Origin of the sequence: Leptospira sp. WS58.C1 (assembly GCF_040833995.1) — a bacterium.
In the GTDB taxonomy this organism is placed as follows: Bacteria; Spirochaetota; Leptospiria; order Leptospirales; family Leptospiraceae; genus Leptospira_B; species Leptospira_B cinconiae.
In genome coordinates this window covers 950,425-968,509 of the sequence record NZ_CP162137.1, presented here as the reverse complement: position 1 = coordinate 968,509, position 18,085 = coordinate 950,425, and the positions used below count along the sequence as shown (strand labels likewise).

General features: G+C 42.3%; 21 protein-coding genes. 9 read left to right on the top strand and 12 right to left on the bottom strand.

Annotated features, from left to right (window positions below):
• Positions 1-206: 206 nt before the first annotated feature.
• The 3 genes from AB3N61_RS04515 to AB3N61_RS04505 all read right to left on the bottom strand — a co-directional run bounded on the left by AB3N61_RS04515 (position 207) and on the right by AB3N61_RS04505 (position 2,560).
• Positions 207-1,253, bottom strand: coding sequence for a CapA family protein (locus AB3N61_RS04515; protein WP_367898584.1), 1,047 nt, complete (start codon positions 1,251-1,253; stop codon positions 207-209).
• A gap of 76 nt (positions 1,254-1,329) precedes the next feature.
• Complete coding sequence (locus AB3N61_RS04510) at positions 1,330-1,812, bottom strand: hypothetical protein (RefSeq protein WP_367898583.1); 483 nt, start codon at positions 1,810-1,812, stop codon at positions 1,330-1,332.
• 172 nt (positions 1,813-1,984) lie between these two features.
• On the bottom strand, positions 1,985-2,560 hold the full coding sequence (locus tag AB3N61_RS04505) for a hypothetical protein (protein WP_367898582.1): 576 nt from the start codon (positions 2,558-2,560) through the stop codon (positions 1,985-1,987).
• Positions 2,561-2,669: 109 nt separating this feature from the next.
• Between AB3N61_RS04505 and AB3N61_RS04500 the strand changes: the two genes are divergently transcribed.
• Positions 2,670-3,539: a class I SAM-dependent methyltransferase gene (locus tag AB3N61_RS04500; RefSeq protein WP_367898581.1), complete on the top strand. Its 870-nt coding sequence runs from the start codon at positions 2,670-2,672 to the stop codon at positions 3,537-3,539.
• Between the two features lie 18 nt (positions 3,540-3,557).
• Here AB3N61_RS04500 and AB3N61_RS04495 read toward each other — a convergent pair whose 3' ends face one another.
• The 4 genes from AB3N61_RS04495 to AB3N61_RS04480 all read right to left on the bottom strand — a co-directional run bounded on the left by AB3N61_RS04495 (position 3,558) and on the right by AB3N61_RS04480 (position 5,862).
• A complete protein-coding gene (locus AB3N61_RS04495) occupies positions 3,558-4,079 on the bottom strand; it encodes a hypothetical protein (protein ID WP_367898580.1) in 522 nt (173 codons plus the stop codon).
• 128 nt (positions 4,080-4,207) lie between these two features.
• Entirely contained in the window at positions 4,208-4,939 is a 732-nt protein-coding gene (locus AB3N61_RS04490; protein WP_367898579.1) for an LIC_13076 family protein, read from the bottom strand.
• A 50-nt stretch (positions 4,940-4,989) separates the two neighbouring features.
• On the bottom strand, positions 4,990-5,475 hold the full coding sequence (locus AB3N61_RS04485; protein WP_367898578.1) for a hypothetical protein: 486 nt from the start codon (positions 5,473-5,475) through the stop codon (positions 4,990-4,992).
• A 6-nt stretch (positions 5,476-5,481) separates the two neighbouring features.
• Entirely contained in the window at positions 5,482-5,862 is a 381-nt protein-coding gene (locus tag AB3N61_RS04480) for a hypothetical protein (protein ID WP_367898577.1), read from the bottom strand.
• 95 nt (positions 5,863-5,957) lie between these two features.
• Between AB3N61_RS04480 and AB3N61_RS04475 the strand changes: the two genes are divergently transcribed.
• Both AB3N61_RS04475 and AB3N61_RS04470 read left to right on the top strand, forming a co-directional pair.
• Positions 5,958-6,644 (top strand): hypothetical protein, encoded by a 687-nt coding sequence (locus AB3N61_RS04475; RefSeq protein ID WP_020771292.1) that lies wholly within the window; start codon positions 5,958-5,960, stop codon positions 6,642-6,644.
• A gap of 133 nt (positions 6,645-6,777) precedes the next feature.
• Entirely contained in the window at positions 6,778-7,722 is a 945-nt protein-coding gene (locus AB3N61_RS04470) for a DMT family transporter (protein WP_367898576.1), read from the top strand.
• A gap of 37 nt (positions 7,723-7,759) precedes the next feature.
• Here AB3N61_RS04470 and AB3N61_RS04465 read toward each other — a convergent pair whose 3' ends face one another.
• On the bottom strand, positions 7,760-9,490 hold the full coding sequence (locus AB3N61_RS04465; RefSeq protein WP_367898575.1) for a GAF domain-containing SpoIIE family protein phosphatase: 1,731 nt from the start codon (positions 9,488-9,490) through the stop codon (positions 7,760-7,762).
• A 137-nt stretch (positions 9,491-9,627) separates the two neighbouring features.
• Here AB3N61_RS04465 and AB3N61_RS04460 point away from each other — a divergent pair, with 137 nt between their 5' ends.
• From AB3N61_RS04460 to AB3N61_RS04445, 4 genes are all read left to right on the top strand, one after another.
• The gene (locus AB3N61_RS04460) at positions 9,628-9,765 is read left to right on the top strand and encodes a hypothetical protein (protein ID WP_020771405.1); all 138 of its coding nucleotides are present in this window, start codon (positions 9,628-9,630) and stop codon (positions 9,763-9,765) included.
• Positions 9,766-9,840: 75 nt separating this feature from the next.
• Entirely contained in the window at positions 9,841-10,452 is a 612-nt protein-coding gene (locus AB3N61_RS04455; protein ID WP_020771225.1) for a LemA family protein, read from the top strand.
• A 14-nt stretch (positions 10,453-10,466) separates the two neighbouring features.
• Positions 10,467-11,354: a TPM domain-containing protein gene (locus AB3N61_RS04450; RefSeq protein ID WP_367898574.1), complete on the top strand. Its 888-nt coding sequence runs from the start codon at positions 10,467-10,469 to the stop codon at positions 11,352-11,354.
• Between the two features lie 5 nt (positions 11,355-11,359).
• Positions 11,360-11,914, top strand: coding sequence for a TPM domain-containing protein (locus tag AB3N61_RS04445; protein ID WP_367898573.1), 555 nt, complete (start codon positions 11,360-11,362; stop codon positions 11,912-11,914).
• A gap of 5 nt (positions 11,915-11,919) precedes the next feature.
• Here AB3N61_RS04445 and AB3N61_RS04440 read toward each other — a convergent pair whose 3' ends face one another.
• From AB3N61_RS04440 to AB3N61_RS04425, 4 genes are all read right to left on the bottom strand, one after another.
• A complete protein-coding gene (locus tag AB3N61_RS04440; RefSeq protein ID WP_036091008.1) occupies positions 11,920-12,318 on the bottom strand; it encodes a SufE family protein in 399 nt (132 codons plus the stop codon).
• A gap of 89 nt (positions 12,319-12,407) precedes the next feature.
• Positions 12,408-13,295, bottom strand: coding sequence for a DUF4349 domain-containing protein (locus AB3N61_RS04435; RefSeq protein WP_367898572.1), 888 nt, complete (start codon positions 13,293-13,295; stop codon positions 12,408-12,410).
• A 137-nt stretch (positions 13,296-13,432) separates the two neighbouring features.
• Complete coding sequence (locus tag AB3N61_RS04430) at positions 13,433-14,848, bottom strand: jacalin-like lectin (protein WP_020771220.1); 1,416 nt, start codon at positions 14,846-14,848, stop codon at positions 13,433-13,435.
• Positions 14,849-14,940: 92 nt separating this feature from the next.
• The gene (locus AB3N61_RS04425) at positions 14,941-15,846 is read right to left on the bottom strand and encodes an aldo/keto reductase (RefSeq protein ID WP_367898571.1); all 906 of its coding nucleotides are present in this window, start codon (positions 15,844-15,846) and stop codon (positions 14,941-14,943) included.
• A gap of 134 nt (positions 15,847-15,980) precedes the next feature.
• On the opposite strand from AB3N61_RS04425, the gene AB3N61_RS04420 reads away from it, so the two are divergent.
• Together AB3N61_RS04420 and AB3N61_RS04415 are read left to right on the top strand one after the other, a co-directional pair.
• Positions 15,981-17,108, top strand: coding sequence for a TauD/TfdA family dioxygenase (locus AB3N61_RS04420; RefSeq protein ID WP_020771113.1), 1,128 nt, complete (start codon positions 15,981-15,983; stop codon positions 17,106-17,108).
• Positions 17,109-17,172: 64 nt separating this feature from the next.
• Positions 17,173-18,072: a bile acid:sodium symporter family protein gene (locus tag AB3N61_RS04415; RefSeq protein WP_020771527.1), complete on the top strand. Its 900-nt coding sequence runs from the start codon at positions 17,173-17,175 to the stop codon at positions 18,070-18,072.
• Positions 18,073-18,085 lie beyond the last annotated feature (13 nt).

Genomic DNA, 18,085 nt, shown 5'->3' with positions numbered 1-18,085 from the left:
GTGACGAAAGTCAAACGAGGTGGAACGCAAGTTTAACACACTAAGTTTGATCGAACGTAAATTTTGAAAAAGCGGCCCCGCCCTGAGCTTGGGTGGTGGAGGCGGGTCAGCGGGAGAAGCCGCTTTCCCTATATCAGAAAATCGTAAAATTTGCAATCAAAAATACAGGCCGAAATATGTAGGAACTCCTACAGGACAGCCCTAGATTATGGATGGAAACTTCCGTCCGACTGGATTTTCGGTCCTTTGTTCGGGAAATCCGATCTAGTCAAAGATTGGATCAGCTCCGTAGTTTTTGCCTCCGGATCAGGAGCAGGGATACCGTTTTGGCTCAGTTGTAAGGGATGGATCTTACCCTTGATAAAATTCCCTTGTTTGTCCAAGTCCGCTTCTAAGACCAAAGAGTAACCGCCATAACCTTTCGTAGAGAATACCCTATATCCTAAAAAGTTCCCTAGTGAATAAGCGATCAATTTTCCTTTATACAATTCGAATGCTCTTGGCAAATGAGGACCGTGACCTATGAATAAGTCCGCACCGGCGTCGATCAACGCGTGAGATAAAGCGACTAAATTTCCTCTATATTCTCCGTAAAATCTTTCCTGTTCGTTTTTTACATGTAAAGCAGGTCCGCCTTCCGCACCACCGTGAACCGAGATAAATACAAGTTGCGCTTTCTTTTTGGCTTCTTTTACGAGAGCTACACCTTCTTCGATATGGTTCACATGATTATGCGCGCTTTCCATATGACTAAATCCGATCCAAGCCACGGAAATTCCTTTTGCGTTCATATAAGTGATCGCGCCCTTTTTTCCGGTGAATCTAACTCCGGCTTCGGAAAGATTTTTAGCGGTATCCTCGAACCCTTGTTGGTGAAAATCCAGGCTGTGATTGTTGGCAATCGAAACTATATCGAATCCTACATCCTTTAGAATTTTTGCATACGATGGCGGTGTCCTGAAAGCGAATATAAGAGGGCGATTGATATTTTTGGCACAATGAGGATAGTCTGTCAGAGTACTTTCGAAATTCGCAAATAGTATATCTGCCCCTCTCAAACTTGGTTCCACCTGAGAGAACAAAGTGTTTCTAGGATCGGAAGGAAGTTTATTCTCCGGATAATTTGTCCCCATGACTAAATCACCCACCGCTTTGATCTTCAATGTTTCCGGTTCAACCGATTCGATCGGTTGGCATTGGGAAAATAAAAGAGAGAGTCCTAAAAGAGAGGACAATGCAAGGTTTCTATACATAGGGGAAGGATTTTAGAAACCCTGTCTCTGGAAAAGCGGTTTTTCTAAGATAAAGTCGCTTAGATACAACCACATTTCACTGGATTAAGAAAGGGAGAGACCCCGCATCGGCACCGATAGTTAAACCGGAATTTTGAGATGTCACTTCTCCACTTACAGTATACCGCACGATACAAGAGCCCGGATTAATAGTACTAAAAAATAGACCGTTTACCGGATTATAAGGAGGACTAAAAGTAAAAGGCCAAAAATTGGGAAAAGTACCCGATGGACAAGACGATACATCTATATCAAAACCAACTGTCACATCATTACTCGTCCAATCGGAAGGAACCGATCTAAGACTCACTTGGTAGGAGGCATCTGCTCCAGCGGTCGTAGATAACACTGCTGGAGTAAATACGAGTAACGAATTACTTCCTCCCGTTACTAAGGAAAGCAATGCAGCGGCTGCCTTTTCCGGGTCCTTTTTATCATCTTCGGAAAGACCTAAAAACTCTTTACCTATATCCGTCCCGGTCAGCACCAGACCACAACTTACGTTGTGAAAAAGAAGCATAATGAATAGAAAACTTGTTATAAGAGCCCGCACCGAAGGCAAACTCTTGGAGGCCGAGAAGTCATACTTATCGACAAGATAAGTTTTGGGACTGACTATAAATTTCCTTAAAAGGTAAAGGGATGTTCGCATGCCTTATGTTAAATAATAAATTTACCGAAAAAGCAAGCCATTAAAAAGAACAGGTAGGAGGAAAATGTGCTCTAACAGATCCCAAAAACTGGCCCTGACTCAATAATTGAGGCACTGGATTATGTACACTATGCGAAATATCACAATATCCGAAAGCTTGGCAGTTAGCCCCCGCAGTATTTGCGTCTACTTGGATTAGGATCGAAGTATAATTGGGAGCTGAAAAAGATTGCGAAGAATCCGCATTGCCCTGGACCCCGTTAACGGAGTTGACCGTCACATTGTTGCAGACTGCTTGGATAAAAATATGAAACTGAAAGTTTTGTTCCAGCCAAGCAGAAGGTATACTGCTCACCGAAATTGTATAGTTCGCCGGCCCCCAAGTAGAAGTCGTAAACTCAGTGGAAGAGAATACGATCGGGACCGAATTAGCATTGGATTGGAGAAGTCCTAGAATACTTAGCGTATCGGAGTGACTCTTTTTCTCTTTCCCAAAATAACTGTTCTCTTCCTCGAATAGAAGATATACCCCGCAAGAAGGCAAAGAAAAGATTAAGGCCAGAAACAGAAGAATAGACCGAAATCGAATTTTGGATCTGCAAAATTTCGTTTTCATAGGAACAATTGACAGACTGATCCGATAAAAATAGGAAGCAATAAAATTTTTAAATAAGAAAATCCTCATTTTATGTCCTAAAACCGCTCAAATCACCGATCTTTATAATATGCAATCGATACCTTGCAATACTTGCTTTAGTTCGGAATTCACCCCGCTTTTCTCCAAGGCCAGTCCGAAAGGAGAAATCTTCCAAATTGTAGAATGCAAAAAATGTAAATTAGTTCAGGTCAATCCCCAGCCAAGCTTGGCAGAAGTTTCCAAGTATTATGAGGACTCTTACTTCACACAAAGAACGGACAGAGGTTACGATAATTATTATTCGGAAGAAACCAAAAAAGAGATCGCAAGAGTATTTAATTTGAATCTGAAAGATCTAGGTTTTTTCGATTGGGAAAGATTATTAGGTCCGGAAAGATCCGCGCTGGATGTAGGCTGTGCAGCCGGTTATTTTTTGGATTATCTAAAAGGTAGAAATTGGAAAACCAAAGGTCTGGATATTGCAAGCGGGCCGGTTCGTTTTGCAAAAGAAACATTAGGATTGGATGTGGAGCAAAAAGATTTTTTGACCTGGGACCAAGATGGGAAGGAAAAATTCGATCTAATCACTCTTTGGGCGAGTATCGAACATCTGCATCATCCGAAAGAAACACTTCTGAAAATTTTAAAACACCTGAAACCAGGGGGAAGAATGATCCTTTCCACCTGTAGATACGGAGTTCTTGCAAAGTATCTGGGACCGAAGTGGAGATATTTAAATGTCCCGGAACATCTTTACTATTATAGTTTGCCGGGTATTATTTCTCTCGGAAATGAATTAGGTTATATTCCGTTAGGCCATATCTCGTATGGAAGCGGTCTCACTGCCAAGAAAGGATCCGGAATCTTCTATAAAACTACAAAGAAGATAGCGGACTGGGCGGTTAAAAAATTCGACCAAGGAGATATGATGGCGGTTTGTTTCGGAGTAGCTAGGTAAAACGTTTTAAAACTCGGACTAAGGAGTTACAGTTACGCTTAGATTTCCGAGGTTCGTTCCTACACTCGGAAGTCCGGATCCGATAGCCATATCCACAATATGCGATACTTCGCCAATTCCGGTAATAAAACAGTCGAAAGAAACATTAGCAAAAGTCAAAGGATATGTGTCGTCGTTAAACACCGCGAACACTCCTTCTTGTGGAGCACAAGACATTATCCCATTCCAGACCGGATCGATACGTAACTCCCCTGTGCCTGAACCAGGCCAGTAATTAACAGTTATATCATACGCTGATTTTCCCGTTGAGGCGGAAAACGTCAATGGAGAAGGAGAAAAGCTAAGCAAACTGCTCGAATTCCCGCTTAACAAACCTAACGCAGCTAACATCGAATCATTATTATTATTTTCCGAAGCCTTAGCAGCCTGCTCTTCGGCTTGGTACCCTAAAGCTAATCCACAGTTCAAAATCGGCATAACGAACAAGAGTATTATAAATTTATAAAGTATAGATCCGAATAAAATACGACAGGATACCATAGGAGAATTTCCTTGTCCGTATGATAAGCGAAGATATGGTTTATGCACAAGTAGGATTTTTCTAACGGTTAAATTTATTGACTGAAAATGAGAAATCGTATCCCTCGAAGAAGGGATACGAAAAAAGATTAGTGTTTTTCTTTTCCGGTCTCTTTAACCGGTGGAGAGTCTTTCACCTTGATGATCTTAGTAGCGAAGATCACTTTATAGACTTCTTTTTTCGGAAGAGTAAACTCATGCTTTTGTCCGTTAGAATCTTCCGTTTCCAGTTTAATAGTATCCACATCCTGGCCCACTACCCTTGCTTCAGTAGTCTTACCGGTTCTCAAGATGATCATGCTATAATTTTTACCCGCATTTTCCGCCGGGCTTGTTTTATCCAAATACTTACGTAAAGCATCTTCCAATTCTCTTTCGGTTTTTGAGAAGAACTCCGAGTGAGCCTTTGTTCTTTCTTCTTCAAAGAATTTTTCGTATTGGTCTCTATGAACGAATCTGGTTCCAAGATCGCATTCATTTACGGTTACTTTATAGAATGTGATGGTGCTAAAAAAACCGGTGAGCACGTTCAGACTAGCCTGCCACCAATTTACGGAATGTTCTGCGAAATAGACCTTACCTTCTTTCTTTTCTATCTCCGTATCCCTCGAACCAGGGATGCGCCATAGACCGTAAAGAGCAAACCAACGATTATAATGTGTTAGTTCCTGGCAAGGGTTACTTCCTGTTTCCAGGCCTAATTTATCCTCTCCCGCGAATTCTATCCTTTTATCTAAAGTACAGTTTTGGAGAAATAATACAAATACACCGATTAGGGTAATAATTTTACGAAAATTCGAATATCGTCTACTTGGAAGCATACGACATGTTCAATACGCCATAATAACGTAATCAAATCTATTTTAACTCTTTAGGATTTTTTTTGGGTAAGTGTGGAAGTTTTCCTGACCTTTGAAACTGCGGTTACCGGAACCGGCCATACTGCCTTCTTTTGGGGTTTGTCCTTGAACAACCTTACGAAAAAGTAAAATGGTACGGCGATCGCTAGAAATAGAAAAAGATATCTAGGAAGAGTGGATTCTAGAACGGATTCACGTATTAAACCCAAGGCACGGCTCTCGTTTTCGGGGATCTTATTTCGATAGTCCGAGCCGTATTCATACGCATATACTTTTAGCTTCAGACCTCTCCAGGCCTTTTCGATCGGATTCAACCTGTTCTCAAATGCGGATTCAGAACTAACCCGATCTATTTTCAGAACGCTTCCGAGCATTGCGCTAAGCAGAAAAAAGAAGAACGGAATCCCTACCAATAGCAGGAACAAAGGAGAAGAAGACCTATTGTTCGATATGCTCTTCTTCGTTTGTTTTTTATTCTTAGGTTTTACCGTGCTCATATCCGCCTAAACCTTCGACTGTTCTGACATGTCTTTCAGTAATTTAAAAAAAGAGTATATCGGATAGCTACTGATAGTAAGTACAAAAAAAATCTTGGGGATCGTTCTCTCCATCGGATTGTCCTTAATGGTCCCGGTGACATTCCTTTCTTCCTGGTTCATTCTGTTCCGAAAATCATATCCATATTTATGGAACATACTCTCCATATTGAAGTCTTCCACTAACCTATCCAAGACCGGTTTACTGGAATACATCGACCTTTCTTCCGCCAAACGGTATAGTCTCAACCCCTCTCCTAAAATCGTGGTAACAATGAATAGGATCAAAGGGAGCAAAAATAATAAACGAAACGGTGTGATCGCTTTTTGCGGTTTTGCGGCCCTCATGGACGTTGCACCTACCTGGGAGGATCAATATAAGTATCGAACGAAAGTCCTTGCTTTTCCAAGGAGTTTTTCTAAGGTTTCAAAGAATTGCAAACATGCGACATATTCGTTTCCTTCTCATCCTAATACTAACCTCCTGCACCACTGTGGGATTTCATAAATCTTCGGTACGAGAAACCTACGAGTATGGAAAAATGAAGACCATACGAGTCTGCGTTTGGAAGGACGAAAACGTTTCAAAAGAAAGAATGGACTATCTATTCGATTCTTGGAATGAAGAATTGATCCTATATAATTTGCAGGCTAAGGTCGCCCAAGTAAAAGATTGGAAAAGGCCAGGTTGGACGGGTAAAGCGATCATGGAAGAACTATATAAAGCGGAGCTGCCGGAAGGTTGCGATCGGATCTTAGCCTTTGCCGGAGTTAGGTTCTCGGATATCGCATACGAATTCGCTTCTTATATTCTAGCGTTATTCTTTATCCCCACGTTCGAAGTATTAGGAGCAGTGGATAGCCACACAGGGACTAGAGGATTTGTTTTAGCCCATACTGCTTCTCTCGGACATTTACTCGTAGGTGGGGCCTCAAATACAATGATCCATGAAGGATACCATCTATTAGGATGTGGACATGCTTTCTATCTTTCGGAATGTTACGGACAGATCAGAGATCTAAAAGCTACCTCAGAAATTGCCGGAGATTCTTTTTTTCCGGCAATCCATCCGGGAGGAGGATTTTTAACTTCCAGGAAAGAATTGAATTATTTCTTTTTGGGACGTTAGGTTACAATTCCCAAACATATCGTTATTATCGTAGGACTTCCCCGGAATTTGAAGTAAGAACCGGACTATACTCTTTCATTCATTTTAATAGATTCCTACTTTAATCAAATCGGGCCTATTAAAACCTGGAAGAATGGGCCAGACTTCCGAGAAAACCAAAGAACATTTCTTTCTAGGACTTAGCGAAGAAACCTTGGGTTATCTATACGCTCTGGCGGGAACTGTCTTATTCTCCTCAAAAGGAGTGCTTGTAAAATTAGTTTATAAATTTGGAATAGACTCGGTTACTGTTTTGGCGTTAAGAATGATATTTGCGATCCCGTTTTTCGCATTTGTTCTTTACCAAGAATCTTCTAAAAACTCGAACAAATCGATCTCTCGCAAAGATTACGGGATTGTGGTTTTACTCGCATTCATCGGTTATTATATGGCCAGCTTTTTCGATTTTTGGGGATTGGAATACCTATCCGCCTCCATGGAAAGACTAGTCTTATTTACATTTCCTGCACTTGTTCTTCTATTAGGTTTTGTTTTTTTAAAGAAGAAGGTTCATAGGATCGAGGTCTACTCCGTGGCTCTCACATACTCGGGCATCCTATTGGCATTTTTGCCGGATGCAGAGACTCAAGGTAAGTCCGCATGGATCGGAGGAAGTTTAGTATTTTTATCCGCATTGGCTTATGCAATCTACCTAATAGGTAGCGGGCAGATGATCCCTAAACTGGGCTCACGGAAATTTACGGCTCTTTTAATGATCTGGTCCGGAGTTTTTGTGCTGATTCATTTCTTTTTCACTAAGAATTACAGAATCCTAATAGACCAACCATGGCAGATCTACGGTTACGGATTCGCGTTGGGATTTTTGACTACCGTGGTTCCCGCTTTCTTAACGACTGCAGGTATCCAAAGAATAGGCTCCAATAAAGCTTCCATCGCTGGAAGTGTCGGTCCTGTATTTACATTATTTTTAGCCGCGATCCTTTTAGGAGAGATCATCACCTGGGAAAACGTTGTCGGAACGTTCATCGTTCTATCCGGAGTTTTTTTATTAGGAAGAAAGAAAAAAGTTTTAGAGTAAGAAATAGAATTTAGCTATAGATAATAAACTGCAGATCTTACCCGTTAATATCGATCACGAGCATCGCCATATCGTCACCGAACACACCTTCCGAAAATTGGAATACCTCGGAGACAACCTGATCTAAATATTCGTCTAAATTTCCGAGATCCCTATGTTGGAGTAAAATGTCTTGGAATCCCGGCAGATCCAATATTCTACCTTCCGCATTGAATACTTCGTACATTCCGTCGGAATAAAAAACGATCCTATCATTTTTTTGTAATTTAACGGATTCGTTAAAATATTCTATCGAATCGAAGATCAGAAGCGGAAGATTCATACCTTTTAGTTCGATCTTTTCTTCTCCTCTAAACAAAACGATAGGCGGATGGCCCGCATACGAGTATACCAACTTCTTCTCCAAAGGGAAAAATCTGGCCCAAACGGCGGCGATATGATGTTCCACCACCATAGGTTTTAGATCTTTCACGAATTGTTGTATACCTTCCGCGGGGGAAAGACCGGCCTTAGCATGGTGCCTGAAAGAAAGTACCGCCATTCCGGAAACCATAGCGGAGGAGATCCCATGACCGGATACATCTCCGAATAAAATATCCAATACACCGGTCTCATGTTGGATATACGTTATGATATCTCCTCCCACTTTTTCGAAAGGACGAAAATAACTATCCATTTTATAAAAAGGAGAACTAGGAAACTCTCTGGAGACCAAGGATCTTTGTGTAAGACGCGCCAATTCCAGATCGTGATTCATTCTTTCATAAAAATCGTTCAGATCCGATTCTCTTTTTTGTCTATCGAAAGCAAGAACGATCAGGTCACCCACTAATCTCAGAATATAAATATCTTCTTCCGTCCAAAGTTTTTGGCCTTTTACCGAATCGAATCCGATAAAACCGAGCTCCTCGTCTCGGGATGAAAGACCTACCACTACCAAAGAACGAGTCCCCCGTCTTTCCAAAAGATTTCGTAAGGAAGCATGGGTAGAAGGCACATTATCCAAAGAATCATAAACGATATGGCCCTTATTACTGATGGTTTCGTAATCCGATTTAGGAAACGTTTCTATAGGAAGATTTTGTAATAGATGGATCCTATGTTCAATCCCGTCCGCGCACCACTCGTTCGTATTAGAGATGGTTAGACCCGCATGGGTGTATAAAAATAAAAATGCCCTGTCCGCTCCGCAAAATTTTCCAAGCTCACCTAACGCGTGATTCACCGCTTCCGTAGTGTTTCCGGGTTCTACACTTAAAAAATATCGGGAGAGCTGAGTGAGTAGACTTTCTAAAGCGATTGTCCTCTTCAGTCTGGATTCGGCAGCCCGAATAGCGGTAATGTCCTTCAGCACACCCCAAGCTCTAAGTAAGTGCCCCTTCTCCACAACCCCTAATGCGCTGCTTAAAAAATACTTACGTTTTCCTCTTAGATCTATCTCTTCCGATTCGCTATCGTGTATCTTATAGCCGGAACGAATAAAATCGTTAATACCGAACATATTCATCTTGTTAGTCGGTCTAACGATATCTTTTAATAGAACACCTTTGATCTCTTCCGCATTATGATACCCGTAAATCCTTGCCATGGTATCGTTACAGTGCGTGAGTCTTGCATTTTCATAGATCAGCCTGCACTGCTCCTCAATCGGAAGAGTGGTGTCTAAGGGAGAATCCAGTTCGTAGGACCAAATCCCTTCCGGGGACCTACGAAAATAACCGTCTACCTTCTCGATTTCCTCGAGTCGGGTCTTATAATCCAATTCCATTCGTCCAGGGCGGCCCTTGCCATTTTTCTATTTATCGGTAGAGGCAGTCGGGGAATTTTCCCGGTTTTTTGTTTTCTGCCCGGCCGATTTGTCCGGGGGTCCATGTATTTTTATATTCGGACCACAAGGAGGCGCCAATGAAAACCGACTATAGAAACTCGATCAACCAAGAAAAAATATCCGCTCTAGCCGAAATGCTCGCAGACAAACTCATCGAAGAAATCCGCAAAAGAGCACTGGAAAAACACGAAAATTTCCCAAAAGAGGCGGCATAAAACTTAAATGTTCTTAGAAAAAACCGATTGCCAAGGGACGTTTTCCTTACAGAATTCCGCAGGTCGGAGGTAGGAATGTCCCAAGGCGATTTTTTTCGGATCCGCAAAGGTTTTTTGATCGGTTTTACCGGTCTGATCTTGTTTTTCACAAATTCATGCGGTTATAATACGATCCAAGTCCAAGACGAACAGGTAAAAGCCGCCTGGTCGGAAGTAATTAATATGTACCAGAGAAGGGCCGACCTAATCCCGAACCTAGTCAATACCGTCAAAGGTTACGCCGCTCAAGAAAAAGAGGTACTGATCGAGGTGACCAGGGCCAGGGCTAGCGTGGGTTCCGTCCAAGCTACACCTGAAATATTAAATAATCCTGAACTGTTTGCGAAATTCAACCAGGCGCAAGGACAAATGACCTCGGCACTATCGAGGTTGATGGTTGTGGTGGAAAAATATCCGGACCTTAAATCGGATAAAAGTTTTATCGGGCTACAAGCGCAATTAGAAGGAACTGAAAATCGGATCGCTGTTGCCAGAAACCGATACATCACTGCAGTCCAAGAATACAATATCACCGTCAGGACGTTTCCGAACGTGATCACAGCTAAAATTTTCGGCTATGACGTAAAACCGAATTTCAGCGTGGAGAACGAGAAGGAAATTTCGAAACCTCCTCAAGTCCAATTTTAAAACTCGGATCCCAAATGAGAAGGCTACTCTTTCTTCCGATTATCCTATTTTGTTCCGGGATTTTTGCGGACCAAGTCCCCATTCCCAAATTGACGCATAGGGTCACCGACCTGACGTCGACGTTAAGCGGAGAAGAAGTTTCTAGTTTAGAAGATAAACTAAAGAATTTCGAAAAACGTAAAGGAAGCCAAGTGGTTTTGGTCATTATCCCGACAACGGGAGAGGAGACCATTGAACAATATTCCATCCGTCTTGCGGAAAATTGGAAAATAGGAAGAAAAGGAATAGCGGATGGGGTCATTTTCCTAATCGCAAAAGACGATCGTAAAATGCGTTTTGAGATCGGAAGAGGGTTAGAAGGTGCCATCCCTGATGTAATCAGCAAACGGATTCAGTTGGAGTACGTTAGACCCTTATTCAAGGAAGGTAAATATTTCGAAGGGATCGACCAAGGGATCGATAAAATTCTCGGACTTATAGACGGAGAACCTTTGCCGGAACCGAGCTCCACCAGTTATGAATCAAGCTCGGCAACGGAAGACGATTATTTCGGACTTTATATCGGCGCATTGGTCGTAATCGGAATTGTAGTAGGTTTCTTATTCAAAAAATTATTCAGCTTACTCCAGGCAGGAGTAGCAACTTATCTAGGGTATTGGGTGGGAGGATTATTAGGTTTTTCTTTAGAAATCATGCTTCCACTTTTGGTAATCTTCTTCATACTACTTTGTATCATATACATAGCGGCCAAAAATCCAGGTTCTGGCGGAGGGGGATGGTCCGGGGGCTCTTGGAGTTCCTATAGTTCCAGCGATTCAGGCTGGAGTTCCTCTTCTTCCGGTGACTCTTTTAGCGGGGGCGGAGGAGATTTTAGCGGAGGAGGATCCTCTTCGGATTGGTGATTCTTATGAGCAGATATCCTTCTTTAACCGAAAGACTGATACGCAATATTTTTGCGGGTTTCCTGGACCTATTTAGGATCGGGAACGGACCTTTATCAGGTTTTACTTTATTAAGAAAATATTTTAGTCCCAAAGATCTGAAAGAGATCACTTCTGCGGTCTCCGACTCGGAAAAGACCCATAGAGGAGAATTAAAGGTCGCTATCGAGACAAAGATCTCTCCATTCCAAGTGTTCTCCGGTAAAACCGCAAGAGATCGAGCGGTGGAAATGTTCTCTTTTTTAAAAGTTTGGGATACGGAAGAAAATACAGGGATATTGATCTATATTCTTCTTTCCGAAAAGAAGATCGTAACCTTGGCCGATCGTGGGATCTACAAAAGGATAGGACAAGAAAAATTGAATTCGATCTCTTCCAAAATTGGAGAGGGTTTCAAATCCGGTGCTCCCAAGGATGCGATACTCGTAGGAATTAAGGAACTCACGGGGGAACTTGCCAAACATTTCCCTGCAAGAAAGAAAAACCCGAACGAGATCCCCAACGAACCTTATATTAGTTAAAAATATTAGAAACTTCTAATTTTATTTACCATGGAATAAAGACCGTTTCTGCGGCTCATGGAAAGATGTTTGTCCAAACCGATCTCTTTTAGGAACTCCAAGGATGCTGACTTGATCTCTTCTCTTGTTCTTCCCGAAAATACCCGTAATAGTAATGCGATCATCCCTTTTGTGATCGCGGAATCGCTATCCGCTTGGATGAATAATTTGCCTTCTTTTTCTTCCGGAACGACCCAAACCCTGGACTGGCAACCCGGGACTAATCTATCTTCCGTTTTTAATTCGGGGGACAGAATAGGAAGCTCGTCCCCTATCTCGATCAGCATCTGGTATCTTTCTTCCCAGTCTGCCGCCTCCGAGAACTCGGCGATAATTTCTTTTTGAGCTTCTTCCAGAGTAGGCATTCTTTTCCCCAAACCGTTTTCTTCTAGGCTAAAAACCATAGCTTCCCCGGAAACAAAATAATTAGGACGGGGCGCGAAGCCCCATTCTATTATTTTAGACGATTCTTCACATATTTAACTAGGTAGAAAATCCCAAATACAACCAATCCTAAGGGAAGGATATAGATCAGATACAGAAGAAGTTTTAATCCGAGACTAGCCAGATCGATAAACGCATCTCCGAAACTGGGAACTTCCACTGCTTTCGGTTTTTTAGGACCGTACAAATGTATACTGATCTTTGCCCAGTTCACTCTATCTAGTATTTTCCATTTTTCGAATTCTGCGGAGTCTGCGGAATCTTCCGACTGTCCAAGCATCTCATCGATCTCAGCCGCGTTTTTAGGAGTGGATCTGGCGCCTAGTTCCGTTCTTCTTGCAATCCGGATCTTTTCCCTTCTGGAATGGATCTGTTCTAACGTATAATTCTCTGTATGATCTTCTACTTGGATATTTTCGGAAGTGAGTGTGCCCAACTTCTCCAGTTCCATCAAAACTTGATATAGATCGGATGACTTTACGTGAATAACTGCGGTCATACTCGGTTCGGTATCTCCTCCCCAGTTTCGAAGATTTTCGCTCTGTACGAATCCATACTTGCCGGAGAGTTCCAATAGGAATTTTCGAGCAGCTATAAAATCTTTCGTCTCGAAATTTAGATCTACCTTATATTCCAAAAGGCGGCCTATCTTTAGGCTACCGATCTTGGGTGTCGCAAAGGTTTTGATTTGATCTTCCGGTGACTCTTCCCTTTCACCCGCTCTGCCGCTAATTTTTTTCTCGGCTTCTTGCATCGGTTGTTCGTCCGCTGACGGCATAGGAGCCGATACGGATCCCGAACGAACATCGGAAAGTTCCTCGGATTGTTTTTTGGAATTTTCGGCCTTACAGACGAAAAAGAAAGATACGATTAAAATTGAAGTTAGAAAGCGAAACATTCATTTCTCCTAAAAATCCTATACGTCCCTCTTCGAACCTCGGACATATTTAGGAAACTTTCTATTAGAAACAAATGGATCGCTTTTTATTTCTTCGGTTTTTATCGAATGTTCGGCCGAAATACTTTCAAATCTATTTATGGAATCGGAGCAAAGATCACTCCGAGTTTATCAACTTCGCTTCCGCTTCTTCCATGGAATCCTACTATCCCCCAACCGTTAGGAGCGGAGTATGTAACACAACTGGAAGTGTTTGAACCTCCGGTGAGGAATCTTGCTAGGTTTGTGCGAAATTGAGCATAAAAAATCCTTGTATGACCGTTTTTTTGACCGCTACAAAGTTTTACTTGGTCTAAATACTCTCCCGTTCCCAAAGTCAGAGTTTGTAAACTTCCTCCCGTTCCTCCATGACTTAAGACGGTTCCATTCGTCAATTGTAAGGACACAGCATCCACCCTGGATCCGGATCTTAGACTTATTTTAGACGCGGAAGGAGAAGAAGGGAGAGAATCCACATCGTTGAACGCAGTTCCATGAGGCCCGCCGAATGCGTCACTAAACGATAAATTCTGTAAAAGAGAATAATTGAATGTGGAAGAAATCGCGTAATGGTCGGAAAGAGGAACTCCGGTTACAGGATGAACGAATCTTGCGTCTTCTACCAAATAAGAGCTAGGTGATAAGGAGATATAGGAATTTCCGCGGTATAATATTTTATCCACCACCTCACAGCCTGCACTTGTCCTATGTCCCTCGCAGTCCGTCAAGGCATCTCCTCCCTGTGTAGGATACGATCCTCCCCGGATCATCTGGATCCAAACATCCGTAAATCCTTGATTGATAAATTCCCGGATATTGTCTCCCGATCTGGTATATCGGGTGTTTGTATCTCCCAAGACGATCACTGCATTTCCCGCAGAATTAGTTCCGATAAAATTCAGAATTTGTAATATATTGGATCTTCTTGCCGCCAGATCCGCTTCTCCCGTACTGGCATTCGTATGTAAATTATATACGTCTATAAATACCCCGGGCGCTACTTTATGCCTAGCCAAAGTAAATCCCTTAGGAGTCAGACAATCCGTTCCGTTACAAGCGTTCCAATCCACTCTTTGGAAATCCGAAAATGGAAAATAAGAAAGAGTGTTCAAACCGTCTCCGATACCCATTCCACCGCTAGTAGCGGATCGATGTGGATGTACGTCATTTGCATACAGACTCGCATGATAATTGAAATCTTCTTGGACCACCACCAGATCGAACGGTGTCATCAAAGGTCCCATATAAGGAGTATTCTCACTTGGATTCGAGCTGGAAAAAGGTTCTAATAATCCGGCCACATTATAAGTAAGAACGGAAAAATTTCCCGTGCCGTTTACAGTATCAATGACTGCAAGATCCGAGTAGCTTGCACTTGTTTTCGTTTGGTCCGGTTTCTGGATCAGTCCCAGTAAACTTTCCGTATGTACCATTTTCTCCCCGTTACAGTTGAATAGGAACCATAAGATCCCTACCAAAAGGGGAAGTCCCTTTTTGCCTTGTTCGATTTTCATTTTGAATTCTCTCCGTTTTGATATCGAACGAGTAGTATAAATATAAGTATTATATTCTGATTAGAATTCTCTTATGTTGTCATTTTTTTGTATCACGGAACTCTTTTACCTGTTCCTGCCTCTAAAATGCGGAACCATTCCTCTTTTTCCAGCCGAAGATGAACTGATTTTGCAGCCGATCTGATACGGTCGGGATCGTTCGTCCCTAAAACTGGGACCAAATTTGCAGGATGAAAAAGATACCAAGCGAATAAGACCGCGTCCGGACTAGTATCCTTCTTCTTTGCAAGATCTTCCAATGTATTATATAAAACGGTTTCTTGTTCCCTTTTAGGTCGAAAAACTCGACCACCTGCCGTAGGAGACCAGATCATCGGTTTAATTCGCAATTCTTGTGCCTGATCGAATACTCCATTCACAAGAGGATCCGTATGGAACGGATGGAATTCCACTTGGTTCGTAACCAAAGGAAAATCCAATCTGGACTGCAATAATGAAAACTGAAAAGGAGTGAAATTGGAAACTCCGAAATACAAAACTTTACCGCTTTCTTTTAGGGAGCTAAATGCTTTAGCGATCTCGTCCGCATCCATAAGAGGGTCAGGCCTATGTATCAGAAGCAGGTCTATCTTATCTACATTCAATTTTCTTAATGAATTCTCCGCAGAATGGACCAGATAATTCGCGGACGTATCATAATGTTTTATTGTGATCCCATGGCGATTCGGCCCAGGAAGTTGGATCCCAGCCTTAGTAACTATCTTTATTTTCTCTTTAATATCCGGTCTGATTTTTAATGCCGTACCGAATCTCTCCTCGTTCTCGTATTCACCATATAAATCCGCATGATCGAACGTATCAATCCCGGATTGAATACAAACTTCTATCTTTTCTAAAATTCGATCAGTCCCTGCTCCTTTCGGATCGGTATGTATTCGCCAGCATCCGTAAACAAGCCTGGAAAAAACAGGACCTTCCTTAGAAAGTGAAACGTTCATTTTCTTTCTCCGGCGCTAAAACTCATGATATAGGTATTTTAGATGAAACCGTTGAATCAAGGCGGAAATGAAAAGACTTGCCTTTCCATTCTGTAGTTTTATAAAAGTTTTCATTCTCTAAGGGGAGAACTAACATGAAAACAAATACAGTTTCCCGATCCGGCAAATCCGCAATTAAGAAAGTTTCCCCTAACAAAACTAAGCCGAAAGGTCTAGGCAGGGTAGAAAGATCTTTTTTCCCAGGAAGGGAACTCCCCAGAATTTACGGGCCTGGTGACACGAACGCTTTAGAGCCGGGGTTTTTACCTGCATGGGTTTCCAAAAATAAAAAATCCGTAGAAGCGGATCTATTGGAATATGGGGCAATATTATTCCGAGGTTTCCGGATCTCTTCCGCACAAGAATTCGAAGACGTCGCACTTAGCTTAGATAAAAATCTAAAAACGGATTATTTGGGAACTTCCCCCAGGAACAAAGTTACGCAGTTTGTACACACTGCGAGCGAACTTCCCCCTCATTATCCGATTATGCAACATGCGGAGATGAGTTTCTTAGACAAACCTCCCCGAAAGTTGATGTTCTTCTGCGCTGTTGCCCCCAAAGAACATGGAGAAACTCCCATCGCGGATCTCCGCAAAATATACGAGGACATGGATCCCGATCTAATAAAAAAATTTGAAACCAAAGGGGTCAAATACATCCGTAAATATGACGGTCCAAGCGCCTCACGGTATAATCTTTGGAAAACAAAACGTTGGGACGAGATGTTCTCTACTAAAGAAAAAAAACAGGTGGAGAAGATTGCTGCACAACAAAGATTCCAAGTTGAATGGCTTCCTGAAGACGGATTAAAACTCACAAATAAGCAGGTTGCGGTCAGAAAACATCCGATAGCAAAAACAAAAGCATGGCATAATCATAGCCAAGTATTCCACCAAGACGCAGCCAGATTAGAATATGCAAAAATCCTAAAGCAGCAAGGCACAATTCGTAGCGCAATCCTGGCCGGCGTGTTGTACGTTCTCACATTCTTAAAGAAGATGCTTGTGGAACCTAAGGACCAAGATACGAATGTGGTCTTCGGGGACGATTCCGAGATCAGCGTTTCCGAGATCGGCAAGGTAAGCCGTACATTTTGGAAACATTTGTCCATATTCTCCTGGCAAAAGGGAGATATACTTTTGATAGACAATTATTCGGTTTCCCATGGAAGATTACCATTCTCCGGTCCAAGGGAAATTTTAGTCACCTGGACGGACTAAAATATAATTTAAAAAATCATAAAATATTAAACGGGAGCGGACATTTGTCCGTTCAAGGAAATACATGCAAGATTTCGATTTAGTCAAATTGAATTTCAGTCCGGCGGGGCTCTTTGTCTTGAATATTTGTTTGGGACTCATCATGTACGGGGTCTCTTTGGAACTGACCCTCGCGGACTTTACGAATTTAAGAAAACAGCCCAAGGCTGCCATTGTCGGTCTGTTTTCCCAATTAGTATTATTGCCCGCTCTTACGGTAGGATTACTTTATATTTTACGCCCACATCCCGGTCTGGCTCTTGGAATGATCTTAGTGGCGGCCTGCCCGGGCGGGAACATGTCCAATTTTATCAGCCTTCTTGCCAAAGGGAATGTTCCTCTTTCCATTTCACTCACGGCTACCACAACCGTTTTAGCCTGGTTCTTTACTCCGTTTAACTTTTTCTTTTGGGGAAAGTTATATTCTCCCGCTGCAGACAGATTAAAAGAGATCAGTTTAAATCCGGTAGATGTATTTCTTTCCATTTTTCTAATATTAATCTTGCCGTTGATCTTAGGAGCGCTCACGAACCGTTTTCTTCCCAAGATTGCTTCTAAATTAAAGAAGCCTATGAGGGTTGGATCTACCGTTCTACTTGGGGTTTTTATATTGATCGCATTCATCGGCAACTGGAGATCCTTTGTGGAATTCGGACCTGTTTTGTTTTGGTTAGTACTTCTGCATAACGGTACCGCCTTAACGGTTGGCTATCTTGCCTCATGGATAGCCGGCCTAGCTCATAAAGAGAGAAAAACAATCTCCCTGGAGACAGGACTCCAAAACTCAGGTCTTGGTCTTATCCTGATCTTTACGTTCTTCCAAGGAATCGGATCAATGGCCCTTATCGCCGCTTGGTGGGGGGTATGGCATTTAATCAGCGGACTTTTTCTGGCTGGGATCTGGGGAAGAGAAAAGACCTCCTGAAGATACGATTGAG

What these genes read in the sequence shown, in the direction of transcription:
- AB3N61_RS04445 (WP_367898573.1), top strand. Translation starts at nt 11,360, where the DNA reads ATGAGCAGATATCCTTCTTTAACCGAAAGACTGATACGCAATATTTTT.
- AB3N61_RS04440 (WP_036091008.1), bottom strand. Translation starts at nt 12,318, where the DNA reads ATGCCTACTCTGGAAGAAGCTCAAAAAGAAATTATCGCCGAGTTCTCG.
- AB3N61_RS04470 (WP_367898576.1), top strand. Translation starts at nt 6,778, where the DNA reads ATGGGCCAGACTTCCGAGAAAACCAAAGAACATTTCTTTCTAGGACTT.
- AB3N61_RS04485 (WP_367898578.1), bottom strand. Translation starts at nt 5,475, where the DNA reads ATGAGCACGGTAAAACCTAAGAATAAAAAACAAACGAAGAAGAGCATA.
- AB3N61_RS04480 (WP_367898577.1), bottom strand. Translation starts at nt 5,862, where the DNA reads ATGAGGGCCGCAAAACCGCAAAAAGCGATCACACCGTTTCGTTTATTA.
- AB3N61_RS04455 (WP_020771225.1), top strand. Translation starts at nt 9,841, where the DNA reads ATGTCCCAAGGCGATTTTTTTCGGATCCGCAAAGGTTTTTTGATCGGT.
- AB3N61_RS04515 (WP_367898584.1), bottom strand. Translation starts at nt 1,253, where the DNA reads ATGTATAGAAACCTTGCATTGTCCTCTCTTTTAGGACTCTCTCTTTTA.
- AB3N61_RS04465 (WP_367898575.1), bottom strand. Translation starts at nt 9,490, where the DNA reads ATGGAATTGGATTATAAGACCCGACTCGAGGAAATCGAGAAGGTAGAC.
- AB3N61_RS04475 (WP_020771292.1), top strand. Translation starts at nt 5,958, where the DNA reads ATGCGACATATTCGTTTCCTTCTCATCCTAATACTAACCTCCTGCACC.
- AB3N61_RS04415 (WP_020771527.1), top strand. Translation starts at nt 17,173, where the DNA reads ATGCAAGATTTCGATTTAGTCAAATTGAATTTCAGTCCGGCGGGGCTC.
- AB3N61_RS04510 (WP_367898583.1), bottom strand. Translation starts at nt 1,812, where the DNA reads ATGCTTCTTTTTCACAACGTAAGTTGTGGTCTGGTGCTGACCGGGACG.
- AB3N61_RS04450 (WP_367898574.1), top strand. Translation starts at nt 10,467, where the DNA reads ATGAGAAGGCTACTCTTTCTTCCGATTATCCTATTTTGTTCCGGGATT.
- AB3N61_RS04495 (WP_367898580.1), bottom strand. Translation starts at nt 4,079, where the DNA reads ATGGTATCCTGTCGTATTTTATTCGGATCTATACTTTATAAATTTATA.
- AB3N61_RS04420 (WP_020771113.1), top strand. Translation starts at nt 15,981, where the DNA reads ATGAAAACAAATACAGTTTCCCGATCCGGCAAATCCGCAATTAAGAAA.
- AB3N61_RS04425 (WP_367898571.1), bottom strand. Translation starts at nt 15,846, where the DNA reads ATGAACGTTTCACTTTCTAAGGAAGGTCCTGTTTTTTCCAGGCTTGTT.
- AB3N61_RS04460 (WP_020771405.1), top strand. Translation starts at nt 9,628, where the DNA reads ATGAAAACCGACTATAGAAACTCGATCAACCAAGAAAAAATATCCGCT.
- AB3N61_RS04435 (WP_367898572.1), bottom strand. Translation starts at nt 13,295, where the DNA reads ATGTTTCGCTTTCTAACTTCAATTTTAATCGTATCTTTCTTTTTCGTC.
- AB3N61_RS04505 (WP_367898582.1), bottom strand. Translation starts at nt 2,560, where the DNA reads ATGAAAACGAAATTTTGCAGATCCAAAATTCGATTTCGGTCTATTCTT.
- AB3N61_RS04500 (WP_367898581.1), top strand. Translation starts at nt 2,670, where the DNA reads ATGCAATCGATACCTTGCAATACTTGCTTTAGTTCGGAATTCACCCCG.
- AB3N61_RS04430 (WP_020771220.1), bottom strand. Translation starts at nt 14,848, where the DNA reads ATGAAAATCGAACAAGGCAAAAAGGGACTTCCCCTTTTGGTAGGGATC.
- AB3N61_RS04490 (WP_367898579.1), bottom strand. Translation starts at nt 4,939, where the DNA reads ATGCTTCCAAGTAGACGATATTCGAATTTTCGTAAAATTATTACCCTA.